Origin of the sequence: Halomonas ramblicola (assembly GCF_030409215.1) — a bacterium.
GTDB lineage: Bacteria > Pseudomonadota > Gammaproteobacteria > Pseudomonadales > Halomonadaceae > Halomonas > Halomonas ramblicola.
Genome location: NZ_JAUFPL010000004.1, coordinates 1 through 26088, shown reverse-complemented (window position 1 = coordinate 26088; position 26088 = coordinate 1). Strand labels below are relative to the sequence as shown.

Genomic DNA, 26088 nt, shown 5'->3' with positions numbered 1-26088 from the left:
TTACCGTCGGTCAGCCGAACATGGCGGCGTCAGCCGTTCGTGGATGACGGCGGTGACCACGCCCCATACCTGGCAGTCGCGGTCGGCCTCCGGGTCGGCGCGGGCCGACCCGGCGGGGGCAGTCAGTGGCCGGCGGGCTGCTCGCCCATCTCGCGTTCCAGGCGGCGGGCCACGTCGCCCGGCGAGCCGGTGCGGCGCGCCAGCAGGTCGTAGGCCACCGGCACCACGAACAGCGTGAACAGGGTGGCGGCGGCCAGCCCGCAGAGGATCACGGTGCCGATCACCAGGCGGGTCTCGGCGCCGGCGCCGCTGGAGACGATCAGCGGCACGGCGCCGGCCATGGTGGTCACCGCGGTCATCACGATGGGGCGCAGGCGGGTGACGGCGGCCTCCACCAAGGCGTCGTGGAAGGCCCAGCCCTGGTCGCGCAGCTGGTTGGCGAACTCCACGATCAGGATGCCGTTCTTGGCGGCGAGCCCCACCAGCATCACCAGGCCCACCTGGCTGTAGATGTTGAGCGACTGGCCCGTGAGGAAGAGCCCCAGCAGGGCGCCGCAGATCGCCAGCGGCACGCTGAGCATGATCACGAAGGGGTGCACGAAGCTCTCGAACTGGGCGGCCAGCACCAGGAACACCACCAGGATGCCCATGCCCAGCAGGAAGGCGGTGGCGCCGCTGGCCTCCTGGTAATCGCGGGAGGCGCCCTTGACGTCGGTCTGGGCCTCCGGCGGCAGCACCTCGGCCACCGCCGATTCCAGGTACTCGAGCGCCTCGCCCAGCGGGTAGCCGTCGGCCAGGTCGGCCTGGAGGGTGATGGCGCGCACCCGGTTGAAGCGGTTCAGCGTGCTGGGGCCGGCGAAGTCGGTGAGGGTCACCAGGCTGGCCAGGGGGATCAGCTCGCCGCTGCGCGCCGAGCGCACCCGCAGGCTCTCCAGGCTGGCGGGGCTGGGCCGGGCACCGGGCTCGCCCTCGAGGATGACGTCGTACTCCTCGCCGTCGTCCACGTAGCGGGTCACGGTGCGCCCGCCCAGCAGGGTCTCCAGGGTCCGGCCGATCTCGGTGACGGTGACGCCCAGCTCGGCGGCGCGGGTGTAGTCGATGTCCACGCGCAGCTGCGGCTGGTTCTCCTCGTAGTCGCTCTCCAACCCCGTCAGCCGGGGATTGTCCTCGCGGATGTGCGCGAGCAGGGTGTCGCGCCACTCGGCGAGCTGCTCATAGGTGCCGCCGCCGAGCACGAACTGCACGGGCTTCTCCACGCTGGCGCCGAAGCCCTGACGCATCACCGGGAAGGCACGGATACCGGGCAGGTCGGCGACCTTTCGGCGCACCTCGTCCATGATCGCCCAGGCGTCGCGCCGCTCGCCCCAGTCGGCCAGATTGACAATGACGAAACCGCCGTTGAAGTTCTCGATATTGCCCCAGCCGCGCGGTGCGCGGACCACCACGCGCTCCACCTCGCCGGTCTCCACCATGGGCATCAGCCGGGTCTCGATCTCGTCCATGTAGTCGAGCATGTAGTCGTAGGTGGCGCCGGGCGGGCCATTGACCAGCACGAAGAAGTTGCCGCGGTCCTCCTGGGGGGTGTACTCCTTGGGCAGCTCGGCGTTGAGCCAGAGCATGCCGCCGATCACCCCGGCGAGCAGCGCCAGCACGACGAAGCGCAGCTTGAGCGCCCGCTCCAGCAGGCGCCGGTAGACGCAGCGGCAGTGCTCCAGGGCCCACTGCACGGCCCGGGCCAGGCGGCCCTCCTGCATCTCTGCCTTGAGGATCTTGGAGGCCATCATCGGCGTCAGGGTCAGCGCCAGCAGGCTGGAGATGGCCACGGCGGCGGCCAGCGTCAGGGCGAACTCCGAGAACAACCGGCCGATGTCGCCCTGCAGGAAGCTCAGCGGCACGAACACCGCGATCAGCACCAGGGTGGTGGCGATCACCGCGAAGGCGATCTGGCGGGTGCCGCGGAAGGCCGCCACCAGCGGCGTCTCGCCGTGGTCGTGCATGCGGCGGTGGATGTTCTCCAGCACCACGATGGCGTCGTCGACGATCAGGCCGATGGCCAGCACCAGGGCCAGCAGGGTCAGCAGGTTGATGGTGAAGCCCAGGGCCGCCAGGGCGGCGAAGGTGCCGACCAGGGCGATGGGCACGGTCACCGCGGGGATCAGGGTGGTGCGCAGGTTGCCGAGGAACACGAAGATCGCCACCACCACCAGGCCCATGGCGATGAACAGGGTCTGCACCACCTGGGAGATGGCGCCCGAGACGAACACCGAGGCGTCGAAGTTCAGGCGCAGTTCCATGCCCTCGGGGAGGGTGTCCTGCAGGCGTTCCATCTCCGCCTGCACGCCCTCGGAGATCTCCAGCACGTTGGCGGTGGATTGCTTCATCATGCCCAGGCCCACCATGGGGGTGGTGTTGCCGCGGAAGATGGTGCGCTCCTCCACCGCGCCGATCTCCACCCGGGCCACGTCGCCCAGGCGCACCAGGTAGCCGTCGTCGCCCTCGTCGAGCACCAGGCGACGGAAGTCCGCCGGGGTGGCGAAGCTGCGCGGCAGGCGCACGATGAACTGGCGCTCGCGGGATTCGATGGCGCCCCCCGGCAGCTCCACGTTCTCGGCGCGCAGGGCGTCTTCCACGTCGCCGGCGGTGAGGTCGCGGGCCGCCAGGGCGTCGGCATCGAGCCACACGCGCATGGCGTATTCGCGGCCGCCGCCGACGCGCACCTGGGAGACCCCGGGCAGCACCGAGAAGCGGTCCACCAGGTAGCGGTTGGCGTAGTCGGTGAGCTCGGCCATGTCGTAGTCCGCGCCGGACAGCGACAGCCACAGCACCACGTCGGAGCTGGAGTCGGCCTTCTGCACCTCGGGCGGCTCGGCCTCCTCGGGCAGGTTGTCCAACGAGCCGGAGATGCGGTCGCGGATGTCGTTGGCGGCGGCGTCGATGTCCTTGTCGAGGCCGAACTCCACGTTGATGCTGGAGCGGCCGTCCTCGCTGGAGGAGGAGATCACCTCGATGCCCGAGACCCCGGAGATGCGGTCCTCCAGCACCTGGGTGATGCGGGTCTCCACCACGCTGGCGGAGGCGCCCGGGTAGCGGGTATCGATGCTGACCACCGGCGGGTCGATGGAGGGGTACTCCTGCAGCGGCAGGCGCTGCAGGGCCAGCAGGCCGAAGGCGACGATCAGCGCGGCCAGCACCGTGGCCAGCACGGGCCGCTGGACGGAGACATCGGAGAGGCGCATCAGCCGTTCGCCTCCGCCTGGTCACGGCCGCGGCGCAGCAGTTCGGGGATGCTGGTGTCGTCGTCGAGGATGCCCAGCAGGCGGGTGGTCTGGCCATCGCGCACCCGCTCGGTGCCGTGGGCCACCACCAGGTCGTGCTCCGCCAGGCCCTCGAGCACCTCCACCTCGCCCTCGCGGCGGGCGCCGATGGCGATCTCGCGGCGGGCCACCCGGTAGTCGTCGTCCTCGTCCAGCACCAGCACGTACTGGCGCTGTCCCTGGGGGATCAGCGCCGACTCGGGGATCACCAGGGCCTCCCGCGGGGCGCGCCGCACCACCACGCTCATCAGCATGCCGGGGCGCAGCCGCAACTCGGGGTTGTCGAGCTCGGCACGCACCGTGACGCTGCGGCTGACCGGATCGACCCGGCTGCCGATACTGGCGATCTCGCCCTCGAAGACGTCGTTCGGGAAGGCGGGGCTGGTGGCGGTCAGCGACAGGCCCTCGGCGAGCTGGCCGAGCGATGTCTCGGGCAGGGTGAAGTCGAGCTTCATGACGTCCAGCTTATCCAGGGTGACCAGCTCGGTGCCCGGCGTCACCAGGGTGCCGACGCTGACGTCGCGAAAGCCCACCCGGCCGGCGAAGGGAGCCTGGATGCGGTAGTCGGCGAGCCGGGCCTCGAGGGCCTGGATCTCCGCCTCCACCTGGCGCAGCTGCGCCCGGGCGTCCTCCACGTCGGCGCGCGGCGCCAGGTTGCGGCCCTGCAGCTGGGCGAGGCGGTTCACCGCATTGCGGCGTTCGTCGCGCAGCGCCTGGGCGGCGCGCAGGTCGGCCCTGGCCTCGTCGTCGGCCAGGCGCACCAGCAGCTGGCCGGCCTCGACGGTGTCGCCGTCACGGAAGTTCAGCTCGCGCACGATATCGGTCACCGTGGCCGAGAGGGTCACGCTCTCGTCGGCGCGCAGGGTGCCCAGCGACTCCAGGGGGTCGGACCAGGACGACAGGGTGGCGCGGGCGGCGATCACCGCGGTGGGCTGCTGGGCATGCAGCGTCGTGGTGGCGACCAGCAGCAGGCCGAGCAGCAGGCGCAGGGAGCGTGGGGCGAGGAGTGGTGGCATGGGGCGATCTTGTCGATGAGCGAGGGTTGCGGTCCCGATCCTTCGGGCGTCTTGTACAGCCTAACCGGACGGCGCGGGCAGAGTGTGGCAAGAATGCACAAGTTCATTCCCTTTCTTCAGTGTATAAGTCTTGTACATGATTCTCCAGCCTCGCGCGAGGTCGGCGGCGGGCCGGTGGGCTGATAGAATGCGTGCCTCGCGGCGAGCCGGGGAGGGCAGCGGGTGACATACGACGTGGTGGTGATCGGCGCCGGGGCGGCGGGGCTGATGTGTGCCCTGACCGCCGGCTATGGCGGACGGCGGGTGCTGGTGGTGGACCATGCCAACAAGGCGGGGAAGAAGATCCTGATGTCCGGGGGCGGGCGCTGCAACTTCACCCACCTGGCCTCCACGCCGGCCAACTTCTTCTCCGGGAATCCGGCCTTCTGCATCTCGGCGCTGAAGCGCTACCGGCCCGAGCACTTCGTCGAGCTGGTGGAGCGCCACGGGGTGGAGTATGTGGAGAAGGCGCCGGGCCAGCTGTTCTGCGCCGATTCGGCGAAAGAGATCACCCGGGTGCTGCTCACCGAGTGCGACTGGGCCGGGGTGGACATCCGCCTCAAGACCGCCGTGGAGGCGGTGGAACGCCAGGGCGATGGCATGCGGCTGGCCACCTCGCTGGGGCCCATCGACTGCGGGGCGGTGGTGGTGGCCACCGGCGGGCTCTCCATTCCCACCATGGGGGCCACCGGCTTCGGCTTTGATCTGGCCCGCCGGTTCGGCCTCGATGTCACCGAGACCCGCCCGGCCCTGGTGCCCTTCACCCTCACCTCCCAGTGGAAGGAGCACGCGGCGGCGCTGTCCGGCGTGGCCTGTGAGGTGGAGGCGCGCTGCCGCGACGGCCGCTACCGCGAGCCGATGCTGTTCACCCATCGCGGGCTTTCGGGCCCGGCGATGCTGCAGGTCTCGAGCCACTGGCAGCCCGGCGACGAGCTGACCCTCGACCTGCTGCCGGGACAGGATGCCTTCGCGGCGCTGTGTGCCGCCCGCCGCGAGACGCCGCGGCGCCGGCTCTCGGCCTGGCTCGGCGAGCACTTGCCGCGGCGCCTGGCCCAGGCGCTGGTGGACTGGCACGGCGACGACGGCGTGCTCGCCGAGTGCGGCAACGCCCGCCTGCAGGCCTGGGCCGAGGCGCTCCAGGCCTGGCGGCTCAAGCCCGCCGGCACCGAGGGCTGGCGCACCGCCGAGGTGACCCTGGGCGGCGTGGACACCCGCGCCGTCTCGTCGAAGACCTTCGCCGTGGAGGGGCTGCCCCAGCTGCGCTTCATCGGCGAGGTGCTCGACGTCACCGGCGAACTGGGCGGCCACAACTTCCAGTGGGCCTGGGCCAGTGGGGTGGCCTGCGGCAACGCCCTGTAGCGAGCGGCTCAGCCCAGGGCGGCGAGCCGCAGGCGCAGGGCGTTGGCGATCACGCTCACCGAGGAGAGCGACATCGCCGCCGCGGCGATGATCGGCGACAGCAGCAGGCCGGTGACGGGGTAGAGGATGCCGGCGGCGATCGGCACCCCCGCGGCGTTGTAGACGAAGGCGAAGAACAGGTTCTGGCGGATGTTGCGCATGGTGGCCCTCGACAGGCGGTGCGCCTCGACGATGCCGGTCAGGTCGCCGCGCAGCAGGGTCACGCCGGCGCTCTCGATGGCCACGTCGGTGCCGGTGCCCATGGCGATGCCCACGTCGGCGGTGGCCAGGGCGGGGGCGTCGTTGACGCCGTCGCCGGCCATCACCACCACGCGACCCTCGTCGCGCAGGCGTTGCACCACCCGGCCCTTGTCTTCGGGCAGCACCTCGGCCTCCACCTCGTCGATACCCAGGCGACGGGCCACCGCCTCGGCGGAGGTGCGGTTGTCGCCGGTGAGCATCACCACCCGCAGGCCGGCGTCCTGCAGCGCCCGGATCGCCTCGGCGGTGGTTTCCTTGATTGGGTCGGCGATGGCCAGCAGCCCGGCCGGTCGGCCGTCCACGGCGGCGAAGATCACCGTGGCGCCGTCGCCGCGCAGTCGCTCGGCATCCTCCTCCAGGTCGGCGGTGTCGACGCCCTCGTCCTCCATCAGCAGGCGATTGCCCAGCGCCACCCGGTGACCCTCGACCCGGCCCACCACGCCCCTGCCGTTGGGCGACTCGAACTCCTCGGCCTCGGACAGCGCCAGCCCTGCCTCCTCGGCCTTCTCGACGATGGCCTGCGCCAAGGGGTGCTCGCTGCCGCGCTCCAGTCCCGCGGCCAGCCGCAGCAGCTCGTCCTCGTCGAAGCCTTCTACCGGCAGCCGTGCCGTCACCCGGGGCTTGCCTTCGGTGAGGGTGCCGGTCTTGTCGACGACCAGGGTATCGACCTGCTCCAGGCGCTCCAGCGCCTCGGCGTCGCGGATCAGCACGCCGGCCTGGGCGCCGCGACCCACGCCCACCATGATCGACATGGGCGTCGCCAGACCCAGGGCACAGGGGCAGGCGATGATCAGCACGCTGACCGCGGCGATCAGGCCGAAGGCCATGGGCGGTGCGGGCCCCCACAGCGACCAGGCGATGAAGGCCACCACGGCCACCAGGATCACCGCCGGCACGAAGACGCCGGCCACCTTGTCGGCGAGCCCCTGGATGGGGGCGCGGCTGCGCTGGGCGCTGGCCACCATCTGCACGATCTGCGACAGCATGGTGTCGCGGCCCACCTTGTCGGCGCGCATGATGAACGAGCCCTGGCCGTTGATGCTGCCGCCGATCACGCCGTCGCCGGCCGCCTTGCGCACCGCCAGGGGCTCGCCGGTGACCATCGACTCGTCGACGTTGGAGCGCCCTTCCAGCACCTCGCCGTCCAGCGGTACCTTGTCGCCGGGGCGGACGCGCAGCCGGTCGCCGACCTGGACCTGGTCAAGGGAGACCTCCTCTTCTTCGCCTTCGTCGTCGATGCGTCGGGCGGTGGCCGGGGCCAGGTCGAGGAGGGCACGGATCGCCCCGGAGGTCTTCTCCCGGGCACGCAGTTCCAGTACCTGGCCGAGCAGCACCAGCACCACGATCACCGCGGCGGCCTCGAAGTAGACCGCCACCGAACCGTCCTGCTGGCGGAAGGTCTCGGGAAAGATGCCCGGCGTCAGCGTCGCCAGCAGGCTGTAGACCAGCGCCGCCCCGGTGCCGACGGCGATCAGGGTGAACATGTTGAGGCGGCGCCGAACGATGGAGCGCCAGCCGCGAACGAAGAAGGGCGCACCGGCCCAGGCCACCACCGGCGTGGCCAGCACCAGTTGGATCCAGTTGGAGACCTGCGGGGCGATCAGGTGGTCGAGCCCGATGACGTGGCCGCCCATCTCCAGCACCAGCACCGGCAGCGCCAGCGCCAGGCCGATCCAGAGGCGGTGGGTCATGTCCCGCAGCTCCTCCGACGGGCCGCTATCGGCCGTTACCGTCTCGGGCTCCAGTGCCATGCCGCAGATCGGGCAGTCGCCGGGGCCTTCCTGGCGGATCTCGGGGTGCATGGGGCAGGTGTAGATGGTCCCCGGCGGTGCCGGCTCGGATGGCTCCCCGTCGCCCAGGTAGGCCTCGGGATCGGCCTCGAATCTGTCCCGGCACCTGCCGGAGCAGAAGTACCAGGTCCTGTCCGCGTGGGAGGCTCGGTGCTCGGTCGCGTGGGGATCGACGTCCATCCCGCAGACCGGATCCTTCACCGTCTGGCTGGCATTGGCATGCTGAGACATGAGGGCATCCTGAGTGAGAGCGACCCCTTCAGCGTAGAACCCTCGGATAACACAAGGGCAGCGGGCGCGCTCGTCGGTACCGATCAGAACGCCACCCTGATCCAGGCGGCGAGACCACTCTCCTCGGGATGACCACCTACCGTTTCCTGGAGTCGGTTCATGCCCGCCTAGAGGGTCCCGGGCGATTAATTGCCCGGGACCCGATGCTAGGGAAGCTGGACAACAAGCATGAGATTCAGAGACCGACCAAGGCCGGCAGATCACGAATATCGCGAATCTCGGTGGCGCCGTAGCCCTGGCAGTAGGGCTCATGATTGCGGTTGACGAACGCCTTGTTCTTGATGCCCATCAGTTCCGCCGTAATCAGGTCGTAGCGGAAGCTGGAGGACACGTGCAGCAGCTCCTCGGGGGCGCAGCCGAGCGTGTCGATCATGGCCTCGAAGGCGGCGAAGCGAGGCTTGTAGACCTTGAAGGTATCGGCAGTGAAGACCTCGTGGAACGGCACCTCGAGCTTGGCCACGTTGGAGTCGATCTGGTCGTTGCTGGCGTTGGAATAGATGACCAGCGGTATCTTGCCGGCGATTTTCGCCAGCCCCTCGATCACGTCCGGGTGTGGTCCCCAACTCGGTATGGCGTCGTAGTACTTCTGCCCTATGGCATCGTCATACTCGATTCCCCAGCGTGCGCAGGTACGCTCGAGAGCCGACTTGATGACCTCGGCATAGGGTTTCCAGTCACCCAGCACCGTATCATAACGATAGGCGCTGAAATCCGCGACGAAGCGCTCCAGGCGCTCGGGCTCGGGGAACTGCTCCGCGAAGAGCTCGCGTGTCATTTTACCCATCTGGAAGTCGGTCAGGGTGCCGTAGCAATCGAAGGTGATGTACTTGGGACGAAAGATGCTCATGTCTCTATCCTCGTGCTGGGTATTTGAAGTGGGTTGTAGTGACGACCCACCTGATTCAACTAGTCGGTTTGAATCAAACTGAGACCTAGTCAACGGTCATGCTTCATTTTTTATGGACCGTGATGACGAATTTCCTGATCATACTTTATCGGATCACTAGCCATCGAAGTCCTCATTTTCACCTCTGGATGACTTTCGCTATAGAGGAGAAAACATCATGTGTCAGCGAATGCCGCCGACGCATAAATACTTGATCTCGATATAATCATCGATGCCGTACTTGGAGCCCTCACGGCCGATGCCCGACTCCTTGATACCGCCGAACGGCGCCACCTCGCTGGAGATGATGCCTTCGTTCAAGCCGACGATGCCGAATTCCAGGGCCTCCGCCACTCGCCAGGAGCGCGCCAGGTCGCGGGTGTAGAAGTAGCTGGCGAGGCCGAAGGGCGTGTCGTTGGCCATCACGATCGCGTCTTCCTCGCTGTCGAAGCGAATCAGCGGCGCCACCGGGCCGAAGGTTTCCTCGCGCATCAGCAGGGCGTCGCGGGAGACATCGGTGAGGATCGCCGGTTGCAGGAAGTTGCCACCGCGTGCATGCGACACACCGCCCGTCAGCAGGTGGGCCCCGCCCGTCACGGCATCCTCGATATGCTCCTGCACCTTGGCCACGGCGCGCTCGTCGATCAGCGGCCCCAGCGTCACCCCTTCCTCGAAACCATCGCCCACCGACAGCGCCTCGACGGCGGCCTTGAGCTTGTCGGCGAAGGCATCGTAGACGCTGTTCTGCACGAACACTCGGTTGGCACACACGCAGGTCTGGCCGGTATTGCGGAACTTGGAGGCCATTACCCCGCCCACTGCGGCATCCAGGTCGGCGTCGTCGAAGATGATGAAGGGCGCATTGCCGCCCAGTTCCATGGATACCTTCTTCACGGTACCTGCACAGCGCTGCATCAACTGCTTGCCGACCTCGGTGGAGCCGGTGAAGGAGAGCTTGCGTACGATAGGGTTGTCGGTCAGCGCGTTGCCGACTACCGATGCCTTGCCGGTGACGATATTGAGCACGCCCCTGGGCACGCCCGCCTGTTCGGCCAGTTCGGCCAGCGCCAGGGCCGAGAACGGCGTGGCGCTGGCCGGCTTGACCACGATGCTGCAGCCCGCCGCCAGGGCGGCGGCGGCCTTGCGAGTGATCATGGCATTGGGGAAGTTCCACGGCGTGATCGCCGCTACGACGCCGATCGGCTGCTTGAGCACCAGGGTGCGCCGGCCGTCGTTGGTGCTGGGGATGACGTCGCCATAGACCCGCTTGGCCTCCTCGGCGAACCACTCGATGAAGGCGGAACCGTAGGCGATCTCGCCGCGCGCCTCGGCCAGGGGCTTGCCCTGCTCCAGGGTCAGTAACTGGGCCAGGGCTTCCTGCTGCTCCATGCACAGCTCGTACCAGCGTCGCAGGATGACGGCGCGTGCCTTGGCCGTCAGCGCCGCCCAGGAGGCGCCGGCGGCTTCGGCGGCGTGGATGGCGCCGCGGACTTCCTCGGCGGAGAGACTGGGCACGCTGCCGATGGCCTCACCGGTCGAGGGGTTGTGCACCGTCAGAGTCCGGCCATCGGCGGCCGACACCCAGGCCCCATCGATATAGCACTGCTCCCGCAGCAGGGTTGTCGCTTGGTTCATGTCGATTCCTGTTTTTCTCGTTGGTGGGTCGTGGGGTACTCAATAGCCACGCTGGCGGTCGACGACCCCGGCCATCTCGCGACCTTCTCCATGGCGGACGATATTGTCGAGCACCATGGCCACTGCGCCTTCCGGCTGGGTCATGCTGGCCACGTGGGGCGTCATCAGGACGCGCGGGTGATGCCACAGCGGATGGTCGGCAGGCGGCGGCTCGGGGTCGAACACGTCCAGCACCGCCGCCGACAACTGCCCACTGTCCAGCGCCGCCAGCAGATCCTGCGCGACCAGGTGCGGGCCTCGGCCGACATTGACCAGCGAAGCCCCGTGTGGAAGACGCGCGAACAGCTTGGCATCGAGGATGCCGCGGGTCTGGTCGGTCAGTGGCAGCAGACAGATCAGCACCTGACTTTGGGACAGGAAGGTCGTCAGCTCCCCGTCACCGGCGAAGCACTCCACGCCCTCCAGGTGGCGGCGGGTCCGACTCCATCCCCGGCAGGGAAAGCCCAGGCCGGTCAAGCGCTCCGCCACGGCGGCGCCCAACTGTCCCAGGCCGAGGATGCCCACGCAGCACTGCGAGGCGGGGCGTACCCGCAGGGCGTTCCAGACCGCGACACGCTGCTGGCCGATGTAATCGATCAGGTTGCGGTGCAGGGCCAACACTGCCATTGCCACGTACTCCTGCATCGTGACGGCGATTCCCGGCTCCTGCATGCGTAACAGCGGCACATGAGCGGGAATGCTGTTCAGGTCGAACTGATCGATGCCGGCGCCGATGGAAAACACCAGCTCCAGGTTGGGGAATCGCTCGGCGAGGTCGTCGGGTGGCTCCCACATGGCGAGGTAGCGCACGGCCTCGGGATTCCCGATGTCGGGCCAGAGACGAAAATCCAGATGGGGAGCCCGCTCGGCGAACAGCCTTTTCCACTCACGACCGCGCGCCGGGTCTGCCTTGTAGACGAAACTCGCCTTCATTGCTTTTCGACTCCTGTGCGTCCAGTGCGACGCCTGCAATGACCGAAGTTGCTGGTACTGGAAGGACGTGGCTCGGGGATATGCCCCGAGGCTTGGTCGCATCTCGGTTGCTCCGCGACGTCATGAAGATGCCGTATGGCAGCACGCGCAGCCGTGCTCGGCACTGCGCTGGGGCGCCTGTGTTTCCGTTTCCATGGCGTCGCGATCGGCCGAGGTATAGAAGGCGTCGGCATGGATGTTGCCGGCCGGCACGTCACGGGCCAGCAGCGACTCGGTGGCCGCTTCCACCATGGGCGGCGGACCGGCCAGGTAGGCCCGGCAGCCGGTCACCTCGTCCCGGTTCATCGCCATGACCTCAGTCACCAGGCCGGTGCTGCGCTCGGTGGAGCCGGTGGGCTCGGAAAGCACGATATGGATCTGCAGGTTGTCGTGGCGCTCGCTCAGGCTACGGAGGTAGGGCTCCAGGTAAACGTCGCGCTCGTCGCGGGCGCCGAAGTACAGGTGGATGGACTGGCGCATGCCAGATGCCAGCGCGGCCTCGAGGATGGACTTCACCGGTGCCAGGCCGGAACCACCGGCCACCGCCACGATGGGGCCGGCATGACGCTCGCGAAGATACGAGGTGCCGAATGGGCCTTCCACTTCCACCGTGTCTCCCACCGCCAGCTCGCGGGCCACATGCGTGCTGGTGGTACCGCCCGGTACATGACGCACGTGGAATTCGAGGACGGGATCGTCCGGATGATTGGCCATGGAGTACTCGCGGGTCGGGCAGCCCGGAAAGGTCACCTGGGCGTACTGGCCGGCGCTGAAGGCAAAGCGCTCGCCGTTGCCCACGCGTAGACGAATCCGTTTGATGTCGTGGGTGAGGTCGTCGAGCTTTACCACGGTACAGCTTGTTTTCCGCACCGCATGGGCGGTGGCGAGCGCTTCATCATCCTGCAGCCAGGACAGGGTGCAGTCGCTGAGCGGCACGGCGCGGCAGGCAAGTACCAGCCCGGCGTCACGCTCCTCGTCGGTCAGGGAGAAGCGTGTGTGGGGGAGCAACTCGACCTCGCCCTCCACCAGTCTCGACTTGCAGGCGCCGCAACGGCCGGCGCGGCAGCTATGGGGGTAGGCGATGCCCGCCGCCAGGGCGGCATCCAGGATGGTGTCGCCGTCCTCCACGGTAACGGCCTCATCGACAGTGGTGATCTGCACCTCGTGACTCATCTTGTTGTTCTCCGAACGTGGTATTTGCGCCTCCCGCCCGGGGAGGCACGTTGTCAGTCGGGTATTCATGCGGCTTGCGAAACCGGGGGGGCCGGCGCTGCGGTGCCTTCCGCTTCGATCGCTATCGGCGGCCGGAAACCCTTGAGGCGCAGCGCATTGGTGAGCACGCAGATGCTCGAGGCGGCCATGGCCACGGCAGCGAAGATCGGCGAAAGCAGGATCCCGAAGGCGGGGAACAGTGCGCCGGCGGCCACCGGAATCAACACGGTGTTGTAGGCGAAGGCCCAGAACAGGTTCTGCTTGATGTTGCGAATGGTGGCCCGGGACAGCATGATCGCATTGGGCACGTTACGCAGGTCGCCGGACATCAACACCACTTCGGCGGACTCGATGGCGATGTCGGTGCCGGTGCCGATGGCGATTCCCACGTCGGCCTGGGCGAGGGCAGGAGCGTCGTTGATGCCGTCGCCCACGAAGGCCACCCGGTCGCCTTCGCTCTGGAGGCTCTTCACCGCCTCCACCTTGCCGTCGGGCAGCACTTCGGCCACGACCTTGTCGATCCCAAGACGGCGGGCGATGGCCTCGGCGGTACGCTGGTTGTCGCCGGTGATCATCGCGACCTGCAGACCCTCATCGTGCAGCGCGCGAATGGCCGCCGGCGTGGACTCCTTGATCGGATCGGCAACGGCAATGATGGCGGCCAACCGGCCATCGATGGCGGCGTAGAGCGGTGACTTGCCTTCGTCGGAGAGACGGTGTGCGGTCTTGGCGAATACCTCCACGTCCAGGCCCAGTTTGCGCATGTAGCGGTCGGCACCGACTTCCACACGATGGCTATCCACCTGTGCCGCAACGCCGAAGCCGGGGATGGCCTCGAAGCCTTGTACCGTGACTGGCTCCATCCCGCGGCCCTGGGCCGCGTTGACGATGGCCTCGGCGATGGGGTGTTCCGACTGGCGCTCGACGGAAGCCACCAGGCGCAGGGTGTCCGCCTCGTCGAAGTCCTTGGCCACGACCAGGTCGGTGAGTTCGGGCCGCCCCTTGGTCAGGGTGCCGGTCTTGTCCAGTGCGATCACCCGAGTATCGCGTAGTGACTGCAGGGCTTCGCCCTTGCGAAACAGCACCCCCATCTTGGCGGCCTTGCCGGTACCCACCATGATCGAGGTGGGCGTGGCCAGGCCCATGGCACAGGGGCAGGCAATGATCAGCACCGCCACGCCGTTGACCAGGGCGAAGGTCATGGCCGGGGCGGGGCCGAAGATCAGCCAGATGCCCACCGTGACCAGGGCCGCGGCGATCACCGCCGGTACGAAGTAGTTGGTGACCTTGTCCACCATGGCCTGGATGGGCAGCTTCGAGCCTTGTGCCTGTTCCACCATGCGCACGATCTGGGCCAGGAGGGTATCGGCCCCGATCTTGGTGGCCTCGAAGGTGAAGCTGCCCACCTTGTTGATGGTGCCGCCGACGACTTCCGCACCGGCCTCCTTGCGTACCGGCAGGGGTTCGCCGGTGATCATGGATTCGTCGACGAAGGAACTGCCTTCGACGACCGTGCCGTCCACGGGAATCTTGTCACCGGGGCGCACGAGCACGATATCGCCCTGGCGCACCTCGTCGATGCCGATCTCCATCTCCTGGCCGTCGCGGACCACGCGGGCGGTCTTGGCCTGGAGCTGCATCAGGGCCTTGATGGCCTCGCTGGTGCGGCCCTTGGCGATCGCCTCGAAGTAGCGGCCGACGAGAATCAGCGTGATGATCACGGCCGAGGCCTCGAAGTAGACGTTGACCGTGCCGGCGGGCAGTAACTGGGGAACGAAGGTGGCGACCACCGAATAGCCCCAGGCGGCGGTGGTACCCAGCATGACCAGGGAGTTCATGTCCGGCCCGCCGCGCAGCAGGGCAGGCCAGCCCTTCTGGTAGAAACGCAGCCCCGGGCCGAACTGCACGACCGAGGCCAGGGCGAAGAACAGGTAGAACAGGTTTTGCTGACCCACGTTCATCTGCAGCCAGTGATGCAGCATGGGGATGAAGTGCGAGCCCATGTCCAGCACGAAGACGGGCAGGGTGAACACCGCGGCGATGGTGACCGCGCGCTTCAGCTCGCTGATTTCCTGTTCGCGGGCTTCGCGTTCGCGGTCGCTGCGGTCCGGTGTGTCGCCGGGGGCTTCGGCTTCGTAGCCCGCGGCCTTCACGGCCTCGACCAGGCTCGGCGCGGTCACGGCCTCGGCCACCACTTTCACGGTGGCCGTCGCCGTGGCGAGGTTGACGCTGGCGTCGAGCACGCCGGGCACACCGAAGAGCTTGCGTTCCACCCGACCCACGCAGGAGGCACAGCTCATGCCCTTGATCGCCAGCTCGATGGTTTCGGTGACGGCGGGGTAGCCGGCGGTCCCCACCGTCTGCACGACACTGGCGATATCCTCCTGGCCGGCGGTAAACACCACCTGGGCGCGTTGGGTCGCCAGGTTGACCGAGGCATCGGTGACCCCTGGCACGCCGCGGATCGCCTTCTCGACCCGACCCACGCAGGAGGCACAGCTCATGCCTTCGATTCCCAGCGAATATGAGGCATTGCTGGCAAGGACGTGCCCCTTGGCCGATTCCATCTTGCTTGTGTCGTTGGTTGGCATGATCCAGGTTCCTCTGTTGTGCCGCGATTGCCGTGTTCAGGAACTTAGACCTTCCCATTGTGGGAAGGTCAAGACGCCCGGGCCGATTCCTTTCCTGGCACAGGATGCCTGAGGGCGGCTCGGACGTCCGGCTCGTCCAGGGCGGCATCCAGGGTCGAGGACAGGCACTCGATGAGCAGGTCGATATCCTCGTGAGAGCAGCACAGCGGTGGAGCGAAGCCGATGACGTCGTCGGCGAAGGCGCGGAAGATCAATCCTCGCTCGCGGGCCATGCCGAGCAGGCGCGCCGACAGATGCAGAGACGAGTCGAACCTGGTCTTGCTTGCCTTGTCTGTCACCAGTTCCACGGCACCCAGCAATCCCCGGCCCCGGGATTCGCCCACCAAGGGGTGTTCCACCAGTTCGCCCAGGCGCTGCTGGAAGTAAGTGCCCACCCGCTGGCCATTGGCCAGCAGGCCGCCTTCTTCGTAGAGTCTCAGCACCTCCAGGCCGACCGCACAGCTCACCGGGTGACCGGAATAGGTGAAGCCGTGTCCCACCGGCTTGCCTGCCGGCGCGTTGTCGGCGATACCCCGGTAGACCCTTTCGCTCAGCACCACGGCACCCAGTGGGGCATAGCCGGACGTCAGGCCCTTGGCCATGGTCATGAGATCGGGCACCACGTCTTCGTCTTCCAGGGCGAAGAGGGGGCCGGTACGGCCGAAGCCGGTGATCACTTCATCCACCACCAGCAGGATGCCGTACTCGCGGCATACCTGGTGCATTGCCTTCAGCCAGCCGCGTGGCGGGACGATGATGCCACCCGAGCCCTGGATGGGTTCACAGAAGAAGGCGGCCACGTTCTCCGCACCCAGACGCTCGACAGTCGCCCGCAATGCTCTCACGGATTCCGCGATGATGGCTTCCTCGCCTGGGCCGACGGGGTTGCGGTAGGGGTAGGGAGACGGAATGTGATGCTGGAACGCTGAAGGACCATCGAAATGGTCATGGAACAGCGGCAGGGCAGTCAGTCCCGATCCGGTGCTCGAGGAGCCGTGGTACCCGCGCTCCAGGGCGATGAAGTGCTTGCGTTGAGGCGCGCCGGTGACATTGTGGTAATAGCGGATGAAGCGTATGGCACTGTCGATGGCATCCGATCCGCCGAGCGTAAAGTAGACATGATCGAGGTCGCCTGGGGTGCGTCGGGCGATGGCCTCGGCGAAGCGGATGGATGGCTCGCTGGCATAGTGGAAGTAGCCGGTGGCATAGGGCAGCTGCCGCATTTGCCGGGCCGCCGCCTCGACTACGCTGTCGTGCCCGTAGCCGATATTCACGCACCACAGGCCGGCGAAGCCATCGAGGTACTCGCGCCCCTCGCTGTCGCGTAGGTAGGCGCCGCTACCGGATTCGAGAATCGTCGCCCCTTGTTGCTCATGCGAGCTCCAGGAGGCCACCGGATGCACCAGGTGGGCGCGATCCAGTCCATATAAATCGTCGTTTTCCATCCTGCGATCCCTCCCTTCTATAACCCGTGGCCAGGCGATGCGATGGCACGCCTTCTTGTTACAAGTAGACAAAATACTGTTGACAAAATACCTTCGTCAATATATCTTTTATCCTAGGACCGTGCAAGAATCAGTCAGAAGAGAAACTAAGGGCATGGAATGCCTGACGCTATGTGCGCGGCCAGGTGCCGCAAAGGAACAACAACAAGTGAGAGGGTTGAGTAATGATGGATATTCGTAATTGCCTCAAGGCGTCGCTCCCCCTGTGCCGAGGGGTGGCGGTGGCGGCCATGATCGGCCCCATGGCTTCGTCCGCTTTAGCTGCCTCTGGCGGAAAGGTCGTCTTCGGTGAGCTGTTTACTCCGGCCTCGGGGTGGGCGCTGGAGACCATCGATTCCTACGTGCTGTCGCGAGCCGGCTGCCTGGAATCACTCACGTACATGGACTACGACGCCTCGATAACACCGGCGCTGGCCGAGTCCTGGGAGCAAGTGTCGCCGACGGTGTGGGAGTTTCAGTTGCGCGAAGGAGTGTCGTTTCAGGACGGTACTGCGTTGACGCCGCAAGTGGTCAGCGATGCGCTGAACCGGGTGCTGAATGTGGCTTCTCCGCCGCGGGGATTCAATCCTGGTGTGGTCGAGACCGTGGAGCCGGAGGGTGAGCACACGGTACGTATCGTCACCCAGGAGCCGGACGTCTTCATGCCTAATCGCGTGGCCAGCACCAATACCGGCATCCTGTCGCCAGCGGCATTCGCCGATGACCGTATCGACCCGGTGGGGCACTGCACCGGCCCGTTCGAGATCGTTCGCGAGATTCCCCGTCAGGGCCTGGAGCTCAAGCGGAATGAGGACTATTGGGGGGGAGAGGTGCAGTTGGATGAAGCAGAGGTACGCTACATCCCCGATGGACAGGTACGCTCCGGGATGGTGGAAACCGGCGAAATTCATATTGCCCGTCAGTTACCGGCATCGGCACTGGCAGAGTTGGAGCGCTCGGAGTCGCTGGAAGTGAAGACCATTGAGGCGCCGCGGACCACCACGCTCTACCTCAACAATCGTGCCGCACCACTGGACAACATGAAGGTTCGCCAGGCGATTCAGGGTGCCATCGATGTGGCGGGTATCGCCGAGGCGGTCTATGAAGGCTCGGTGGAACCAGCGGTGGGCCAGTTCTCGCCGAACACGCCCTGGGCGCCGGAGAATGCCGCTGTCGTACCGCAAGACCTGGAGCGGGCCCGCCAGCTACTGGAAGAGTCGGGGGTGCCGGCAAGCGAGTTACAGTTCGAGCTGCTGGCTTATGAAGAGCGTCCGGCATTGGCTGATGTTGCGGCGGTGATCCAGTTCCAGCTCCAGCAGGTGGGTATACAAGCCAATATCCGAGTCTCGGAGTATGGGGCGATCGAGCCGCAGTTGCTCGCAGGCGATTTCGACATGGTCTTGCTGTCGCGGGGTTACCTCACCGATGTCGCCGATCCGGTTGGCACGCTGGTGGCGGACTACAGCTGTGACGGCGGCTATAACCTGGCCGGGTTCTGCGATCCCGAAGTGGACGCCCAGTTGGAACGGGCGAGCGCCATGGTGAATCCCGAGGAGCGCAATGCCATCTATCGGGATATCGCGGCGCGCCTGCAGGAGGAGGCGGTGAATGTGTTCCTGATCCACGAGACCATCAGCGAGGCGGTATCCAACCAGGTGGAGAACTACCAGGTGCATGCCTATGAGCGCACCGCCTTGCACAAGGACCTGAAGATCAACTCCCAGTAGTGATACTCCTGAAGGGAAGCGCTGGCGAGCACGGGATGTCAGCGTTTCCTTAATCACTGCGCCGCGCCGAAGCGGGAGTAATCGATCACTGGGAGGACTTCAACATGTGGATTTTCATATTGCGCCGACTCGCAGTGCTTGCGCTGGCCCTATTGGTCGTATCGTTTCTGGTCTTCCTGATTCCTTACCTGGGAGACACGGACCCGGTGCGGGCGCTGGCTCGGGCACGTTTCGGTCGTCTGGATCTGGATGCAGACGCCATCGAGGCGCTGCGCATCGAGTTGGGGATGCACAGGCCCTTGCTGGTGCAGTACCTGGACTGGCTGGGCAAGGCCGTGACCGGCGATTTCGGTAATTCGTACATGAGCCGTGAGCCGGTCATGGGGCAGGTCTGGTCGGCTCTCAAGGTGTCCATCGTGTTGACGTTGGCCGCCCTGGGGTTCGCGTTCGCCGTCGCCGTCCCCTGTGGCAGCATCGCGGCCCTGCGCCAGGGCAGTACCTTCGACTCCATCGTCAAGTCGCTCAACCAGGCTTTCGTGGCCGTGCCGGAGTACTGGCTTGCCCCCATGAGCATCCTGGTCTTCGCCCTCTATCTGGGATGGTTGCCGTCGGCAGGCTGGCGGGGGCCGGAGTCGGTGATCCTGCCGGCCCTGGCCCTGTCGCTGCGGCCCATGGGCTATTTCACCCAGGTCATGCGCGCGTCGATGATCGATGTGCTCAACTCGCCCCACATCGTCGCGGCGCACAGCCGGGGGCTCAGCATCCGACGCACGCTGATCGCCCATGGCTTGCGTAATGCGCTGCTGCCCGTGATTACGCTGTTCTCGGTGTGGATGGCGGGCCTGCTCGGCGGTGCAGTCGTCATCGAGGTCATCTTCGCGGTGCCTGGTATGGGGCGGCTGGTCTACTCGGCAATCGTCAATGGCGACCTCCCGGTCCTGCAGGCGGGTCTCGTTGCGATCGTCACCTTTGCCGTGTTGATCAATACGCTCACGGACCTGGCCTACACCCTTCTCAATCCAGTGGTGAGGATCGACAATGCCGCAGCTTAATACCCCAATATCGCCGGACCGCGTGCAGGGCATGAGGTCGAGAATGGGCAACGTGCACATGGCGTGGTCCTTCGTTATCCATCTCTCCCGACACAACCGTACGCTGTTGCTGGCCAGCTTCGTGTTCGCCACCGTGATCGCGATGCTGTTGCTGACGCCCTGGTTCGCCATTCACGATCCGGCAGACATGTCCCTTAGCGGGCGCTTCTCGCCACCGAGTGCGGAACACTGGCTAGGGCTCGATCACCTGGGGCGGGATGTCTTCAGTCGTCTGCTCCATGGTGGCCAGTTCTCGGTCTCCATCACCGCGATCACCCTGGTGATATCGGCCGTCGTCGGTACGCTTCTGGGGGCGATCAGTGCCCGCGTCGGTGGCGCAGTGGATGAATTTCTGATGCGCATCGTGGACCTGGTCATCTCGTTTCCGGATGTGCTGGTGGCGCTGTTCCTGGTCGCTATCCTGGGGCCGGGCTACGGCACACTGATCCTGGCGCTGACCTTGACCGGCTGGACGCCCTTTGCACGCATGACGCGCGGGCTGGCCCTGGAGATCAATTCCAAGGACTATGTCCGCGCGGCGGAGATACTCGGCTGTTCACGCACCTTCATCATCCTGTACCACGTGATTCCCAATGTCCTGAGGCCGCTCGCGACGATAGCGTTCCTGCGCTTCGGCCACAAGCTGATCACGGTGGGTAGCCTGTCCTTCCTGGGGCTCGGGGTGCAACCGCCCGATACGGATTGGGCCGCGATGCTCGCTGAAGCGCTGCCCTACCTGGATCGTGCTCCCTTCCTGGTGCTGATTCCCGGTTTGGCAATCTTCATTACTGCTCTGAGTGTCACCCTGATCGGGCAAGGCCTGGAGGCTCATATGGATGAGAAAATGAAGTGGAAGCACGATAAAAAGTGACCGATAGTTCACTGGAAATGATGAGGAATACGCCATGATGAAGCTGCATGCGGGACCCAAACCCGTGGTTCGTTCGACCATGTCGAGCATGGTCACCGAACAGGTTCGTGATGCTATTCTGTCCGGTGCCTATCCACCGGGCATGCAATTGAACGAGAAGCTGGTCGCCGAGAGCTGTGGTGTCAGCCGTGGGCCGGTCCGGGAGGCGATTCAACGCCTGCTCCAGGAGGGGTTGCTGATCAGCGTGCCGCACCGTGGGGTATTCGTTCCGGAGCTCACTGAAGACGATCTCGAGGATATCTACTTCACCCGCGATGCCGTGGAGCGTGCGGCATTGCGGCGCATCGTCCACTCCGACGGCAGGCAGGAGCTGTCCGCACGGCTGCTGCAGATAGCCGATGCCATGAAAGTCGCCGTCGAGCAGGAAGACTGGGCCGAAGTCGCCGCCGTGGATATCCGTTTCCACTCCGAACTGGTGAATGCTGCCGGCAGCCAGCGCCTGTCCCGCTTGTTCGCCACGCTCATGGCGGAAATGGGACTTTGCCTCAATCAGTTGCTCGGCGTATATCGCGGACGCGAGCGACTCATTGAGGAGCATGTGCGTGTGGCGAAACTGATAGCGAGCGGCGATGCGGATCGGCTCGAGGAAGCGATCGCCGATCACCTCCAGGAGCCGGTCGAAACCATCAGAAATGCGTGGGAGAAGGCGAGACAAGACACCGGGAAAATGGCCTTCACCGGTTCGGAAAATCGCTGAATCGGCATACTCGAGACCGAAAGGACGTGGCTAGGGATAACCACCCACATAATCACAATCAGGGGGTTTATGATGCTTGCCAATCAGACACTACTGCAGCATCCATCACGACCGGAGGTTGGTGCTCCGGTTCTCGAAGTCGAACATCTCACGGTAGGTGTGCCCGGCGTCGGTGCCATCATCAATGACTTGAACCTGACGATTCAGCGCGGTGAGGTTCTGGCCCTGGTGGGGGAGTCGGGTTCCGGAAAGAGCATGACGGCCCGTAGCCTGATGCGCCTGATGCCTTCCGGCATCTCGATTCTCGATGGCACGGAACGAGTTTGCGGAGACGAAGTCCTCTCCTTGTCCGAGAATAAGTTCAATGAATATCGCGGCGCCAGAATCGCGATGCTGTTTCAGCAGCCACATGTAATGCTGGATCCGACCTGCACGGTGGGAGCCCAGGTCGCCGAGGCATTGCATGTTCACCGACACCTTTCCGCCGAGGAAGAGCACGAACGGGTCTTGCAGTTATTCCGCGATGTGGGGATTCCCGAGCCGGAAGAACGGATGAAGTGTTATCCGCACCAGATGTCCGGTGGCATGGCCCAACGGGTGATGATCGCGGCCGCCCTCAGTGCCGAACCCGATATCCTCATTGCCGATGAGCCGACAACTGCACTGGATGTCACCGTGCAGGCGCAGATTCTTCAGCTCCTGGATCGCAAGCGCCGCGAGAGCAATCTCTCCATCCTGTTGATCACCCATGACCTTTCCGTCGTCTCGGCGATAGCGGATCGCGTGGCCGTGATGTACTCGGGAGAGATCGTGGAGCAGGGGACGACCCAGGAAATCCTGCACAGCCCCAAGCATCCCTACACCCAATCGCTGATCCACTGCTCTCTGTTGGAAGCGGACGAGTCGGGAGCACTGTATGCCATTCCCGGCAATCCCCCGGAGCTATTGTCCGAGATCGAGGGGTGCCGATTCCGTTCGCGCTGCCCGGTTGCCGAACAGTGGGGGCATCCCGAGGTCTGCTCGCGGCTTGCTCCCCCCATGGTGGAGCATGATGGCTCCGGCTGCTGCGCACGATGCTGGGTCGGGGCTTCGGATGATATCCAGGCCCAGGCGATCAGGACCTGCCAGTCCGACAAGGAGGACCGTCATGATGGCTGCTGAGACACGCACCGACGCCACAGCACCGATTCTCCAGATAACGGATGCCATAAAGTACTATCCGCTGCGCGGCGGTGTTTTTCGCCGGCGTCGACAGGTGCGCTCCGTGGACGGCATCAGCCTCTCGGTTGCCCCTGGCGAATCCCTTGGCCTGGTGGGGGAGTCGGGCTGCGGCAAGAGCACGCTGGCGCGGTTGATCCTCGGCATGTCGTCACTGACATCGGGCCATATCGATATTGACGGTATCGACGTCTCGTCGGCCAGCCGAAGCACGGGCAAGCGTCTGCGGCGTACCGTTCAATTGGTGTTCCAGGATCCGTTCAGTGCCCTGGATCCCCGCATGACGATAGGGCGAAGCCTGTATGCCCCGCTGTCCCAGAATCGGATCGGGACCCGACCCGAGCGGCTGCAGCGGATCACCCGCGCCTTGGACGATGTCGGTCTGGATGCCAGCTTCATCGATCGCTTCCCCAGCCAGTGCTCCGGCGGACAGCTGCAGCGGGTGGTGGTCGCCCGTGCCCTGCTGCTCGACCCGCAAGTGCTGGTGTGTGACGAGCCGACGTCGGCGCTGGACTCCTCCATGCGTTCCCAGATCCTCAACCTCCTGGCCTCGCTCAAGCAACGTTACAACCTCACCCTGCTGGTCATCTCGCATGATCTGCGCGTGGTGCACTACCTCTGTGAGCGGGTCGCCGTGATGTATCTGGGGCGCATCGTAGAAACCGCCGAGAGTGAGGAGCTCTTCCACAACCCCCGTCATCCTTACACTCGCTCGCTGATCAGTGCCTCCATGCTCGAGGAGAAAGGGCTGGAAGGGTGTGCCGCGATGCGTGGTGAACCACCAAGCCCGGTCGCCCCCCCGCCTGGCTGCAGCTTCCATCCTCGTTGTCCCATCGCCAGGCCGGAGTGTGCGCGAGACCTCCCGGACCTGATTGCGGTCAGCGATGGGCACCAGGTGCGCTGCCCCTACCACGCCGCTGATTCGGAGGAGAGTGGCCCTGCCAGTCGCGCCGACATGGCGGCAGTGGGTTCCGGTTAGCGACACCGATCATGTTCGAGCCATTGCAAGACTGGCGATACAGGCGCCTGTTCTCTGCCCAGTGCATCGCCCTGTTGGGCACCGGCCTGACCACCATCGCCTTGGCACTGCTGGCCTTCGAGCTGGCGGAGGAACGGGCGGGGGTGGTCATGGGCACGGCGCTGGCCATCAAGATGGGGGCCTATGTCGTTGTCGCTCCGCTGGCTCAGGCCTTCGCCGAGCGCTTGCCCCGGCGCCTGATGCTGATCCTGCTGGAACTGCTGCGCGGCGTCGTGGTGCTTGTGCTCCCCTTCGTCACCGAGGTGTGGCAGATCTATGTGCTGATCTTCGTGCTGCAGTCGGCGTCGGCGGCATTCACGCCGGCGTTGCAGGCCACGATTCCCGGCGTGTTGCGTGAGGAGCGGCTCTATGTCAAGGGGCTCTCGCTGACGCGGCTGGCGCATGACCTGGAGAACCTGATCAGTCCACTTCTGGCGGCCTATCTGTTGACCCTGGTGTCCTTCAATCTGCTGTTCCTGGGCACGGCGCTGGCACTGTTCGCCTCCGCCGCGATCATCGCGATGACGGCACTTCCCCACTTCGAGCGCGCTCCGGAGCGCTCCTTCGCGACCCGGGCGCTCCGGGGGGTGAAGATATTCCTCCATACCCCCAGCCTGAAAGGACTCACGGCCATCCACTTCGCCATCGCTGCGGGCGGCGCCATGGTGGCGGTGAATACCGTGGTCTACGTGCAGAGCGTGCTGGCGCTGGGGCAGCGTGACGTGGCGCTGGTCATGGCCTGCTTCGGTGCCGGCTCCATGACGGTGGCGCTGCTGGTGCCGCACCTGCTCGATCATGTCAAGGACCGGACCATCATGCTGGCAGGTTGCATCATCACGGTGATTGCGCTGGGCATCGGGGCGTTGATCCCGCAGGGCTTATGGAGCCTGCTGCTGCTGTGGCCCATGCTGGGCGCCGCCCTGGGGGCGGGGGTGACCACGGCGGGGCGGGTGCTGATTCACGCGGCGAGGGAAAGTGACCGTCCCGCCGTCTTCGCGGCGCACTTTTCCATCGCCCATGCGGCCTGGCTGGTGACCTATCCCACGGCCGGGGTGGTGGGCGCCCGGTTCGGCCTGGACACGGCCTTCCTGGTGCTCGGCGTGTTGGCGCTGCTGGGCACCCTGCTGGCCATGCGTGCGTGGCCCGCACGGCTTGTCGTTGCGGTGGAGCATGTGCACGCGGACCTGCCCCCTGACGATCCACACCTGGCGGATGCCCGTGGCGGGCGCCACGCCCATCCTATCGTGATTGACGACCTGCATGGTCGTTGGCCGGCGGCAGGTGGCAGAGTGGAGCGTCTATAAAGGGCGTCGATCGTCCCTGTCTGGCCTCATGTCGCTGTGGATCCGGACCACTTCACTCTTCCGTCGTGTTGTATCTGGCCTGGTTATGTCTGCTTGGCACTTCAACGGGGCGCGTTTTCGGGAGGCTGGCCAGTGGGGCGTCAAGGACAGAAAGCGCAGCCGACGGCGCAGACCCCGACAGCCCATGGGATATGATGGAAATCCTACCATTCTCGCCAGCACTTTTGACATTTTGTCGTTGTTAGCCCCAGGAAAGCGGCAACTAATGTCGCCTCACGTTCATCAAGCGGTTGAGTGGCATTGAGTTTGGTATCGGCAAGTCTTTCTTACACGGCCCGGAGGAGTTGGCAGACTGGGGTCGAATAAGCCGCCCTAGCCCGGATATTGCATCGGGCTACCCAGAAGGCCCCAGAGGCCAGGCTTGGTGGGGATGATGGCGCTCCGGGTTTGAGATTGGCTATTTCTTGATCAATTTCCTGCTCTCAGGGCGCACTTCCCCCAACCCCCATGTCTTTTCTGTGCCGGGGACAGCACGCCGCGGCGCTATCCCGGCACCAGCTTGCTGGCCAGCTTCAGGAAGAGGTCCTGTTCCGGGTACTGACTGCTCAACATCAGCCGGATCGTGCGCGTGTTGCGGGTGATGACGGCGCCGATCTTCAGCAGCTTCAGGCGGAGGGTGTTGACCTGGGCTTGGGCGAAGGCGGTGCGCTTGAGGTAGACCCGGCGCAGCCGCTCCAACAGCAGGTAGGCCAGCCCCGAGAGCAGCAGCCGGTACTGATTGGGCCACCATTCGTGGCAACTGGTGCGGTCGGAGAACAGGAACTGCTGCTCCTTGATGCGGTTCTCCATCTCGCCCCGGGCACAGTAGCGGTGGTCGTAGAGCCACTCAGCGCTGCAGCCGCGCAGGTTGGTGACCACGTAGCGGGTGTTGTAGCCGCGTCGGCTGGTCTCGGATTTGACGATCACCTGTCGTCGGCGCTTCTTCCAGCTATCGGCCGCGTACTCGATGAAGCCGAACACCCGCTGCTTCTCCGTAACCGCCCGGTGAACACACCTTACACGGAAGGCCCTGGCTGGCGACATTAGGTGCCCATCTATTGTTACGTGGGCACCTATTCATGACTCCCCCAAGCAC

The 26088-nt window shown here is 65.7% G+C and carries 18 protein-coding genes; 8 read left to right on the top strand and 10 right to left on the bottom strand.

Translation table 11 applies throughout. The features are described from left to right. Positions 1–122 precede the first annotated feature (122 nt). Together QWY80_RS00585 and QWY80_RS00580 are read right to left on the bottom strand one after the other, a co-directional pair. Positions 123–3236, bottom strand: coding sequence for an efflux RND transporter permease subunit (locus tag QWY80_RS00585; RefSeq protein ID WP_290228728.1), 3114 nt, complete (start codon positions 3234–3236; stop codon positions 123–125). Beyond that, positions 3236–4330, bottom strand: a complete 1095-nt coding sequence (locus tag QWY80_RS00580; protein ID WP_290228727.1) for an efflux RND transporter periplasmic adaptor subunit — start codon at positions 4328–4330, stop codon at positions 3236–3238. The genes QWY80_RS00585 and QWY80_RS00580 overlap by 1 nt, the downstream gene beginning before the upstream one ends. A gap of 222 nt (positions 4331–4552) precedes the next feature. On the opposite strand from QWY80_RS00580, the gene QWY80_RS00575 reads away from it, so the two are divergent. Continuing rightward, a complete protein-coding gene (locus QWY80_RS00575) occupies positions 4553–5728 on the top strand; it encodes a BaiN/RdsA family NAD(P)/FAD-dependent oxidoreductase (RefSeq protein WP_290228726.1) in 1176 nt (391 codons plus the stop codon). Between the two features lie 8 nt (positions 5729–5736). Here QWY80_RS00575 and QWY80_RS00570 read toward each other — a convergent pair whose 3' ends face one another. From QWY80_RS00570 to QWY80_RS00540, 7 genes are all read right to left on the bottom strand, one after another. After that, positions 5737–8049, bottom strand: coding sequence for a heavy metal translocating P-type ATPase (locus QWY80_RS00570; protein ID WP_290228725.1), 2313 nt, complete (start codon positions 8047–8049; stop codon positions 5737–5739). A 235-nt stretch (positions 8050–8284) separates the two neighbouring features. After that, a complete protein-coding gene (locus tag QWY80_RS00565) occupies positions 8285–8956 on the bottom strand; it encodes a haloacid dehalogenase type II (RefSeq protein WP_290228724.1) in 672 nt (223 codons plus the stop codon). A 222-nt stretch (positions 8957–9178) separates the two neighbouring features. After that, positions 9179–10630: an NAD-dependent succinate-semialdehyde dehydrogenase gene (locus QWY80_RS00560; RefSeq protein ID WP_290228723.1), complete on the bottom strand. Its 1452-nt coding sequence runs from the start codon at positions 10628–10630 to the stop codon at positions 9179–9181. A 39-nt stretch (positions 10631–10669) separates the two neighbouring features. Beyond that, positions 10670–11704: a 2-hydroxyacid dehydrogenase gene (locus QWY80_RS00555; RefSeq protein WP_290228722.1), complete on the bottom strand. Its 1035-nt coding sequence runs from the start codon at positions 11702–11704 to the stop codon at positions 10670–10672. Between the two features lie 18 nt (positions 11705–11722). Further along, positions 11723–12814 (bottom strand): NADH:ubiquinone reductase (Na(+)-transporting) subunit F, encoded by a 1092-nt coding sequence (locus tag QWY80_RS00550; RefSeq protein ID WP_290228721.1) that lies wholly within the window; start codon positions 12812–12814, stop codon positions 11723–11725. A gap of 65 nt (positions 12815–12879) precedes the next feature. Then, positions 12880–15444, bottom strand: coding sequence for a heavy metal translocating P-type ATPase (locus QWY80_RS00545; protein WP_435389188.1), 2565 nt, complete (start codon positions 15442–15444; stop codon positions 12880–12882). 68 nt (positions 15445–15512) lie between these two features. Further along, the gene (locus QWY80_RS00540) at positions 15513–16928 is read right to left on the bottom strand and encodes an aminotransferase class III-fold pyridoxal phosphate-dependent enzyme (protein ID WP_290228720.1); all 1416 of its coding nucleotides are present in this window, start codon (positions 16926–16928) and stop codon (positions 15513–15515) included. Positions 16929–17152: 224 nt separating this feature from the next. Between QWY80_RS00540 and QWY80_RS00535 the strand changes: the two genes are divergently transcribed. The 7 genes from QWY80_RS00535 to QWY80_RS00505 all read left to right on the top strand — a co-directional run bounded on the left by QWY80_RS00535 (position 17153) and on the right by QWY80_RS00505 (position 24953). Then, the gene (locus tag QWY80_RS00535) at positions 17153–18694 is read left to right on the top strand and encodes an ABC transporter substrate-binding protein (RefSeq protein WP_290228719.1); all 1542 of its coding nucleotides are present in this window, start codon (positions 17153–17155) and stop codon (positions 18692–18694) included. Between the two features lie 104 nt (positions 18695–18798). After that, a complete protein-coding gene (locus QWY80_RS00530) occupies positions 18799–19746 on the top strand; it encodes an ABC transporter permease (RefSeq protein ID WP_290228718.1) in 948 nt (315 codons plus the stop codon). A gap of 43 nt (positions 19747–19789) precedes the next feature. Then, a complete protein-coding gene (locus tag QWY80_RS00525) occupies positions 19790–20656 on the top strand; it encodes an ABC transporter permease (RefSeq protein WP_290228717.1) in 867 nt (288 codons plus the stop codon). Between the two features lie 34 nt (positions 20657–20690). Beyond that, positions 20691–21413 carry a GntR family transcriptional regulator gene (locus tag QWY80_RS00520; RefSeq protein ID WP_290228716.1) on the top strand — a complete coding sequence of 241 codons (723 nt, stop codon included), beginning with the start codon at positions 20691–20693 and terminating at the stop codon, positions 21411–21413. A 69-nt stretch (positions 21414–21482) separates the two neighbouring features. Then, positions 21483–22574 carry an ABC transporter ATP-binding protein gene (locus QWY80_RS00515; RefSeq protein WP_290228715.1) on the top strand — a complete coding sequence of 364 codons (1092 nt, stop codon included), beginning with the start codon at positions 21483–21485 and terminating at the stop codon, positions 22572–22574. Further along, positions 22561–23610, top strand: a complete 1050-nt coding sequence (locus QWY80_RS00510) for an oligopeptide/dipeptide ABC transporter ATP-binding protein (RefSeq protein ID WP_290228714.1) — start codon at positions 22561–22563, stop codon at positions 23608–23610. The genes QWY80_RS00515 and QWY80_RS00510 overlap by 14 nt, the downstream gene beginning before the upstream one ends. A gap of 11 nt (positions 23611–23621) precedes the next feature. Continuing rightward, on the top strand, positions 23622–24953 hold the full coding sequence (locus tag QWY80_RS00505) for an MFS transporter (protein WP_290228713.1): 1332 nt from the start codon (positions 23622–23624) through the stop codon (positions 24951–24953). Between the two features lie 543 nt (positions 24954–25496). On the opposite strand, the gene QWY80_RS00500 is transcribed toward QWY80_RS00505, so the two are convergent. Next, entirely contained in the window at positions 25497–26051 is a 555-nt protein-coding gene (locus tag QWY80_RS00500) for a transposase (protein ID WP_435389198.1), read from the bottom strand. Positions 26052–26088: the final 37 nt, after the last annotated feature.